7 protein-coding genes are annotated in these 6,790 nt (G+C 41.1%); 2 read left to right on the top strand and 5 right to left on the bottom strand.

Annotated elements, in window-relative coordinates:
* The 5 genes from CUS_RS00105 to CUS_RS19670 all read right to left on the bottom strand — a co-directional run.
* A partial coding sequence (locus CUS_RS00105) for a hypothetical protein (RefSeq protein WP_002846756.1) occupies window positions 1–294 on the bottom strand: 294 nt, incomplete at its 3' end.
* A gap of 50 nt (window positions 295–344) precedes the next feature.
* Entirely contained in the window at window positions 345–1,409 is a 1,065-nt protein-coding gene (locus tag CUS_RS00100; RefSeq protein ID WP_002846761.1) for a hypothetical protein, read from the bottom strand.
* Between the two features lie 36 nt (window positions 1,410–1,445).
* Complete coding sequence (locus tag CUS_RS00095; protein WP_002846764.1) at window positions 1,446–2,321, bottom strand: hypothetical protein; 876 nt, start codon at window positions 2,319–2,321, stop codon at window positions 1,446–1,448.
* Window positions 2,322–2,357: 36 nt separating this feature from the next.
* The gene (locus tag CUS_RS00090; protein WP_002846757.1) at window positions 2,358–3,485 is read right to left on the bottom strand and encodes a hypothetical protein; all 1,128 of its coding nucleotides are present in this window, start codon (window positions 3,483–3,485) and stop codon (window positions 2,358–2,360) included.
* 387 nt (window positions 3,486–3,872) lie between these two features.
* Window positions 3,873–4,049 carry a hypothetical protein gene (locus CUS_RS19670; protein WP_002846763.1) on the bottom strand — a complete coding sequence of 59 codons (177 nt, stop codon included), beginning with the start codon at window positions 4,047–4,049 and terminating at the stop codon, window positions 3,873–3,875.
* 296 nt (window positions 4,050–4,345) lie between these two features.
* Here CUS_RS19670 and CUS_RS00085 point away from each other — a divergent pair, with 296 nt between their 5' ends.
* The gene (locus tag CUS_RS00085) at window positions 4,346–5,386 is read left to right on the top strand and encodes a GGDEF domain-containing protein (RefSeq protein ID WP_002846760.1); all 1,041 of its coding nucleotides are present in this window, start codon (window positions 4,346–4,348) and stop codon (window positions 5,384–5,386) included.
* A gap of 302 nt (window positions 5,387–5,688) precedes the next feature.
* On the top strand, window positions 5,689–6,465 hold the full coding sequence (locus CUS_RS00080) for an EFR1 family ferrodoxin (protein WP_002846758.1): 777 nt from the start codon (window positions 5,689–5,691) through the stop codon (window positions 6,463–6,465).
* Window positions 6,466–6,790: the final 325 nt, after the last annotated feature.

Raw genomic sequence — 6,790 nt, 5'->3', positions numbered from 1 at the left:
ATAGAAATAATAGCAATAATCAAGAAATTTCTTTATACCGGCTCCTGTATCGTCAAAGCCGATATCACTGCCATAGGAACTTGCATCATTATCTGTAGTATATGATGGAACTTCTCCTGCCGACTCTGCTCTCAGTATCGCAGTGAAGTCCACATACTTCAAAAGTCCGCCTGTATACATAGTATTGGTGACGAGCGCCAGCACAGTAACAAAGCTGAGAACTCTCTGCCATAGTTTTCTGTTGCTTCTATATGATCTGATTATTTCATTATTTTTATCATTTATATATTTCATGATATCACCACGCTGATTTTTATAGCTTTTGATAAGATGTGATCCCGATACTAATGCAATTCACAAGCAATATGCTTTGCAGCATCATTATCCCCTGTATAGGATACGTTTTCCTTTTTCTTATAGAGCTGCATTTCATACCGGCTTTTGCCTGAATTTGCAGAATTTACCTCGATTGTCACTTTATTCCAGCCATCGTGTTCTCCGTCACTTATTTCAGATGGTATGTTGTTTCCATCTTTGAAATTTACGCCCGAATAGTTGGTGAAAAAGAAATCATTTACCTCAAACCATTCAGGATCCCACATAATGTCCAGCGTTCCGCTGCCGCTGCCTGTTATGACATAATTATAAAAATCATAGTCTATCTTATTTGTATTTCTCTCTGCAAGAGTACCCGACCATGAAGCTGTTATCACGATATTCTTTGAACCATACAGCAGTGTACTGATAGGTGTAAGGCTTGAATCTCCCTGCGGGTCAGCCTCAACATAAACATAAAACTCAGGGTCAGTTTTTTCAAAATCGCTCGCAGGAACTATCACTTTGAATTTGTCGATAGAAGATGAACCGCCCGCAAGCACTTCATATGCTTCCGCAGAACCATAAACAATAGTGTAATCACTGCTGCTGTGATCTGAAAATTTTTTCATATCAGGTGAGGCTATAATGCCTGCTGAATTATTATCCTGTGCTTTTCCTATACTGTATCCTTCCGCTTTAGTTACATAGTTGTTATATGCAGCAGTGTCTTCACCCAACGCATTCCTTAATTCACTGAAAGTCATTATAGTGCCGTTATATTTTACTCTCAGCTGTGCAGTAAGGATATAGTTGATATCCACAGAATTCGGCATATCAGGAGAGTTCTGGTCGTAATTGCAGACATTTACATTAAACACTTCTGCGGGCATTCTTCTTTCATATGTCGTATTATACATGCAGTTGGAGGAGAACAGCACTTTCGGCGCTGATTTAGTTGTAACAACACGTTTTACCGATGATACCTCAGTATATATGGCATAACTCACAAAAGTACCGAATATCATCGCCACTATGACCAGCCATACTGTTATCCAGTGCTTTTTAAGTTTGTTCAACACCGTTTTCATCATCTGTTCTCCCTCCTTTCTGTAAGGTATAAAAGTATATCAGTTAGAAAATCTGCTGGCTGTAAGATATATCACATCAGTTTCCTTTTTATTTTCAGCAACGTTCCAATCCTTGAAATTTCCTGTTTGCGCTGTTTCGTCCCAGCTTATTTCCAGTATAAAGTAATCATGATCGCTGTTGCTGTCTGTCGTTATTCTTTTGCTCTGTTCATAGATCGGTACTGCATAGATCTCAGGATCATCAGCTTTATTATAAGTATCTTCATAATATTTTCCACTGCCTACAGCAAGTTGTCTGCCATAGTATCCTTTTGAACCCGTATCAGGATTTTTTGCCTCAAGATCTATCTTCCCATCTTTTTTATAATAGAAAGTATAATCGGCAGCAGTAGTACCAGCCTGATTTTTAATCGGGAGAGATACATATGTTACATCAGGTTCAGCAGGGGCTTTGTCATAAGTGAATTCTTTTGCCCTGTAGATCTCATATACAAACGGGATATTCGTTGTATGTGCAAGCTGTATCTGATACGGTATCTTATAATCGCCCGCACTCACGCTGAACACGACCATATGATGTTTTCCTTCTGCAACCTCCTCAATATCTATATTACTAAGGTCGAAGTACTGTATTGCATCATAGTGCGCCGCACGAATATCAAGATTATCAGGTTCCTTGATCTTTGTGAATGCTTCGAGTTTTCCTCCCTGTGCGAACCATGCGTAAACAGGCAGTATCATTATTGCAAGGGTCAGCAGTGAAGCTGCCGCGACCTGCATCTTTTTCCACTTACTTAAGCTGTTGAACTTTTGCTTCAAGCCTTTATCTTCGCTGATATTTTCCGTATTCGCAGAGAGATCCCGATCTATGGAAAGTTTTTTCATATTTTCATTTGAATTTTCCATTTCCTTCATCTGTATCACTCTCCTGCATCGGGTAGATCATTGTTTTCAGTTTCCTCCGTTATCGTCCTCATCACTGCTGCTCTCTTTCACAGACAGCTTTAAAAGAACGTAATTTACGCGCATACCTATTTCATTATCACCCTGATCGTACATATCTCCGTATAGATCGTAATGCGCTGCAATATCGTTTACAGCATCTATCTCATCACTCGCTGACGCACCTTTCAGGTAGTAATGCGGGTATTCATGGATATTTCCGATTATTTTATCATAAGATGTTCCCGAAGTGAACGGCAAAGTAATAACATCGGGAAAATCAGAGGCATCTACAAGCGTACTCAGCGTACTCGGCCAGACCCAGAAGATATCCACCTGTGTTGCCGTGTCTTTTCCGCTTATCGTCCTGTTAAAAACACGGTGCATATCACCATCTGACAGGATCGGATCGGAATAAGTTATGACAGTTTTACCGTCCTTTAAAGTTTTATCTCTATTTTCAAAAAGTAATATATGCCCGTTAAGCAGATTACGCGCAGTCATGCCATTTCCATTTTCAACTTTTTCAAGAGTGTTCATAACTATTTTATCATCGGTCTTATCATTTTCTGTTCCGTTATCATCAACATACTTCTGATATCCGATCATTTCAAAGTTAAATTCAAGATCAACGCTGTCCACCTTAGGGGTAACATAAAATGATATGACCCCATCAGTACCGGGACGAATGCCGCGGTCACCATGATCTGTGATCTCACTGTCATCATTGTAAACAGGTTCGTTATAATTTATCATATTATTGTCAGCCGTCATTTCCCAGTAGATGGCATTGTCTTCATGGACTAATATATGATACGGGTCTTTGAAGATGCCGTCTTTGCTGTGTTCCAGCATGGTGATCTCAAAAGTCTGACCACCGATCTTCATACCCATACCGCCTGACTCAACACTTTTGTTCATCGTGAACCAGCTTGCTGTCGCAAATACAAGTATCACCGCCGCGAGTACAGACATTGAGCCAAATTTTATCAGCGCTCTCCTGCGCTTGTTTTTTTCTTCCCTGACCGTTTCAAGCTGCTGCGCATGATCTTCGGCTGCTTTTGCAAGTGCTTCCGATATCGGCATCTCAGCCTGTTCACCTTTTCGGATAAGGTCGTTAACATCTTTTCCGCTCACTGTACTCACCTCGCTTTTTCGGGCTTTTTGCCGTTTGGCGACACTTCGCCCAGTGTATACTTATCCGATTTTATTATAGCACAAGATTTGTAAATATTCAAGTGGTAATTAAAAGGAAAATCACAATTGATTTTTATATAATTTGTACATTACGATATAGTTAATTTTTTGCACTATTTATAATTATTGCATATAGAAAGAAATTAAATTTCGATGATATCATCACGTTTTTTGCAAGCAGTTTGATATGTTAAATATATATACATCTTTTGAGGGCATTTATATACTATATGTAGTTTAGCTATGATAAAATTATTAACAAAAAGTGCCCTGCGGAAAGCATTTTTTCCGCAGGGCGACAGTTCTTCTGTTCAGTCGTTATGAAAGCTACATATTTATCGTGGTCAACAGTGCGAACATCAGCATAAGAAAAAGCAGAACGCCCATTATGCCGAACTTTATCAGCGAACTTTTAAGCGCCCGCCTTTTTTCTTCAAAGGCGGTGCTGTTCGGCAAAACAGACTGTTTCTTTGCGTTTTCATCGGTAATTTTGATATTATCCATCTGTTCCACCTCGCTTTGAATTTTTGCATTGTGATATTTAAATCTATTGTACCATATTTCTGTCCGATTTACAATTGACATTTTCAAGAAATAGCACTATTCGATTTGTATACAATATACAACATCAAAGCGCGAAAACTGTCACCGAAAAAACTTTGCATGCCACAACGGAAATTTTCCGATAAAAGCGCAATAAACGACACATTTTTGACCCTTTCGTGATTGACTGTAGGCTTAAAATATGGTATAATATAAAAAATAATACCGTTTTCTATGATACTGAAAAGTGGTGAACTATGAACGAAAATAAAAATATAATCAATATACTAACAATGAAGATAGGTGATGACACCCGACGGCAGTGTCACATCAACGTTGCGATGTCGATAATAGTCTGTATCTCGGCGGGCATAATGCTTGTAATGAACATTCTCAAGCATTCTACGCTTATGACCATCACCTCGCTGGTGCTGGTGGCAGGTTTTACCGTAACAGGCATAATGGCGGGCGTACTGAAAAAAATCAGAGCTTCATCGGTGGTCATGGCGCTGATACTTACGGGCGTTTTCACCGTTTTTCCGATTTCAGGCGGCAACGAAGGCTTTTCGGTGCTGTGGGTACTGCTGATACCTCTTTTCAGCATAAGCCTTTTTGGTCTGCGGATAGGTCTGGGCATGAATTTTTATTTTCTTTTGCTTATCATAGCGCTTTTCTATTCACCGCTTAATGTACACATCGCTGACCTTTACACCGATAATTTCATGAAGCGTTTCCCCGTACTTTTTATTGCCGACTCTGCGACTGCGCAGTTCATCGCGCTGAGTTCGGAATACTACTACAAGATGACACGCCTGCAAGTCTACACCGATGACATGACAGGCGCATATAACAGAAAATATTTCATGGAAATGCTTGAAAGACCCGATATGCGAAAGAATGACCTGTGCATCTCGGTGATAGATGTGAACGGTCTTAAGGAAATCAACGACTCGAAGGGTCACGCGGCGGGCGATGAAATGATATGTTCGGTACCTCAGTTTGCGCGTAAAGCATTCGGCAAAGATGCGATCATAGCCAGGACGGGCGGCGATGAATTTGCCATACTTACCGTCGGCAGCCGCGAAGATATCGAAAAGAAGACCGAAAAAATGAAAGAATATGCCGCAAAACACAAGGGCAAACTGATAGATCATGTGTATCTTTCGGTGGGTTCTGCCTGTCAGTCCGATTACAAGGATCTCGACCCTGACGGACTTTTCCGCAAAGCCGACAAGTTTATGTATGAAGATAAAACAGCTTACTACAGCCAAAAGGGTCATGACAGAAGACACCGATAATAAGTCAAAAACAGAAGGGATATGCAGTCTGCTTACGGCTGAAATCCCTTCTTTTTTATGGTTATCCCGCTGACACACCAAAATAAACGATGTTATATTGGGAACTGAATATAGTTGGCGTTTATCTTTCCCCCGCCTGCGGCGGGGGAAAGATAACATCAACTCAGTATTTCCTTGTTATAAAGGTATTTTTGGGTGGTGTGCTAAAGGGATAGTCATATCAACGATTTTTTCTTTATCATGGTTGACTGCAAGGGCTGTTTGTGGTATAATTCCATTGTAAAGACCGAAAGGAGTTTGCTATGGTACTTTATTATTCATCTACGGGCAACACCGAATACATCGCCCGAATGCTTGCCAAAGAGATAAATGACGAATGTACAGACCTGCTTGAACGCATACGCGAACAAGACTTCACCAAGATAAAATCGGAAAAGCCTTTTGTTATATGTGCGCCTGTTTATGTCGGAGAAATGCCCACATTCCTGCGCGACTATCTTAAGCGTCTGCCGCTGGTCGGCAGCAGGGAGGTCTACTTTGTTTTTACAGACGGCGGTTCTGCGGGCATCGCGGGGGCGCTTGCAAAGACCATTACTATCAAAAAGGACATGGTATTCAAAGGTTACGCCGACTTCCTGATGCCGTCAAACTATATCGTCAATAACGGTTTCCCATCTACCCCGCATGATGAATGTATCAGACGCATCAAGGCGGCAGCAGACAAAGTAACTGAAACCGCAGAAGTCATAAAGCGAGGCGATGAACTTTCTTCGCGGCATGTTAGTTTCATGTCGAAAGCACTGACCATGCCGATGAATGCTTTCTGGACAAAATTCATGCAGCCCTCAAAGAACTTTCATGCCACTGACAAATGTGTAGGCTGCGGCAAGTGCAGCAAGGTCTGTCCGCTGAAAAATATCCGCATGGAGAACAAAAAACCCCGCTGGCAGAACCCATGCGCCCACTGCATGGCGTGCATATCCAACTGCCCCGCCAAAGCTATCGAGTATGCCGACATCACCACCAAAAAAGAGAAATACCACATCAAAAATTACCTTGATATCATCAACAACAACTGATAAATGCAAAGCCGCTTCTGCGTGAAGCGGCTTTTTTCATTAATATGACTATCCCTTTAGCACACCAACTAAAAATGCAGTAAACAAAAGGATAATTGAGCGCCATACGCCAAGAACCCTATAGCAATCCGCCTTAAAATTCAGACAAAATCCAGTCACAAAACCCATAAATCCCAGCTTTTGCGACTGGATTTTGTGAATTTAAAAAGTTGGATTGCTATAAGTTCTGTATAGCCGCTGTTTTTGTGGTGTGTCAGCGGGATAACCACATTCATTAATGAATATCGCACAAAGCAAAACGGGCAGCTTCAATAGAAGCTGCCCG

This window comes from Hominimerdicola alba 8 (genome assembly GCF_000178155.2).
Taxonomy (GTDB): domain Bacteria; phylum Bacillota; class Clostridia; order Oscillospirales; family Ruminococcaceae; genus Hominimerdicola; species Hominimerdicola alba_C.
This window is presented reverse-complemented; position numbering and strand designations above follow the sequence as displayed.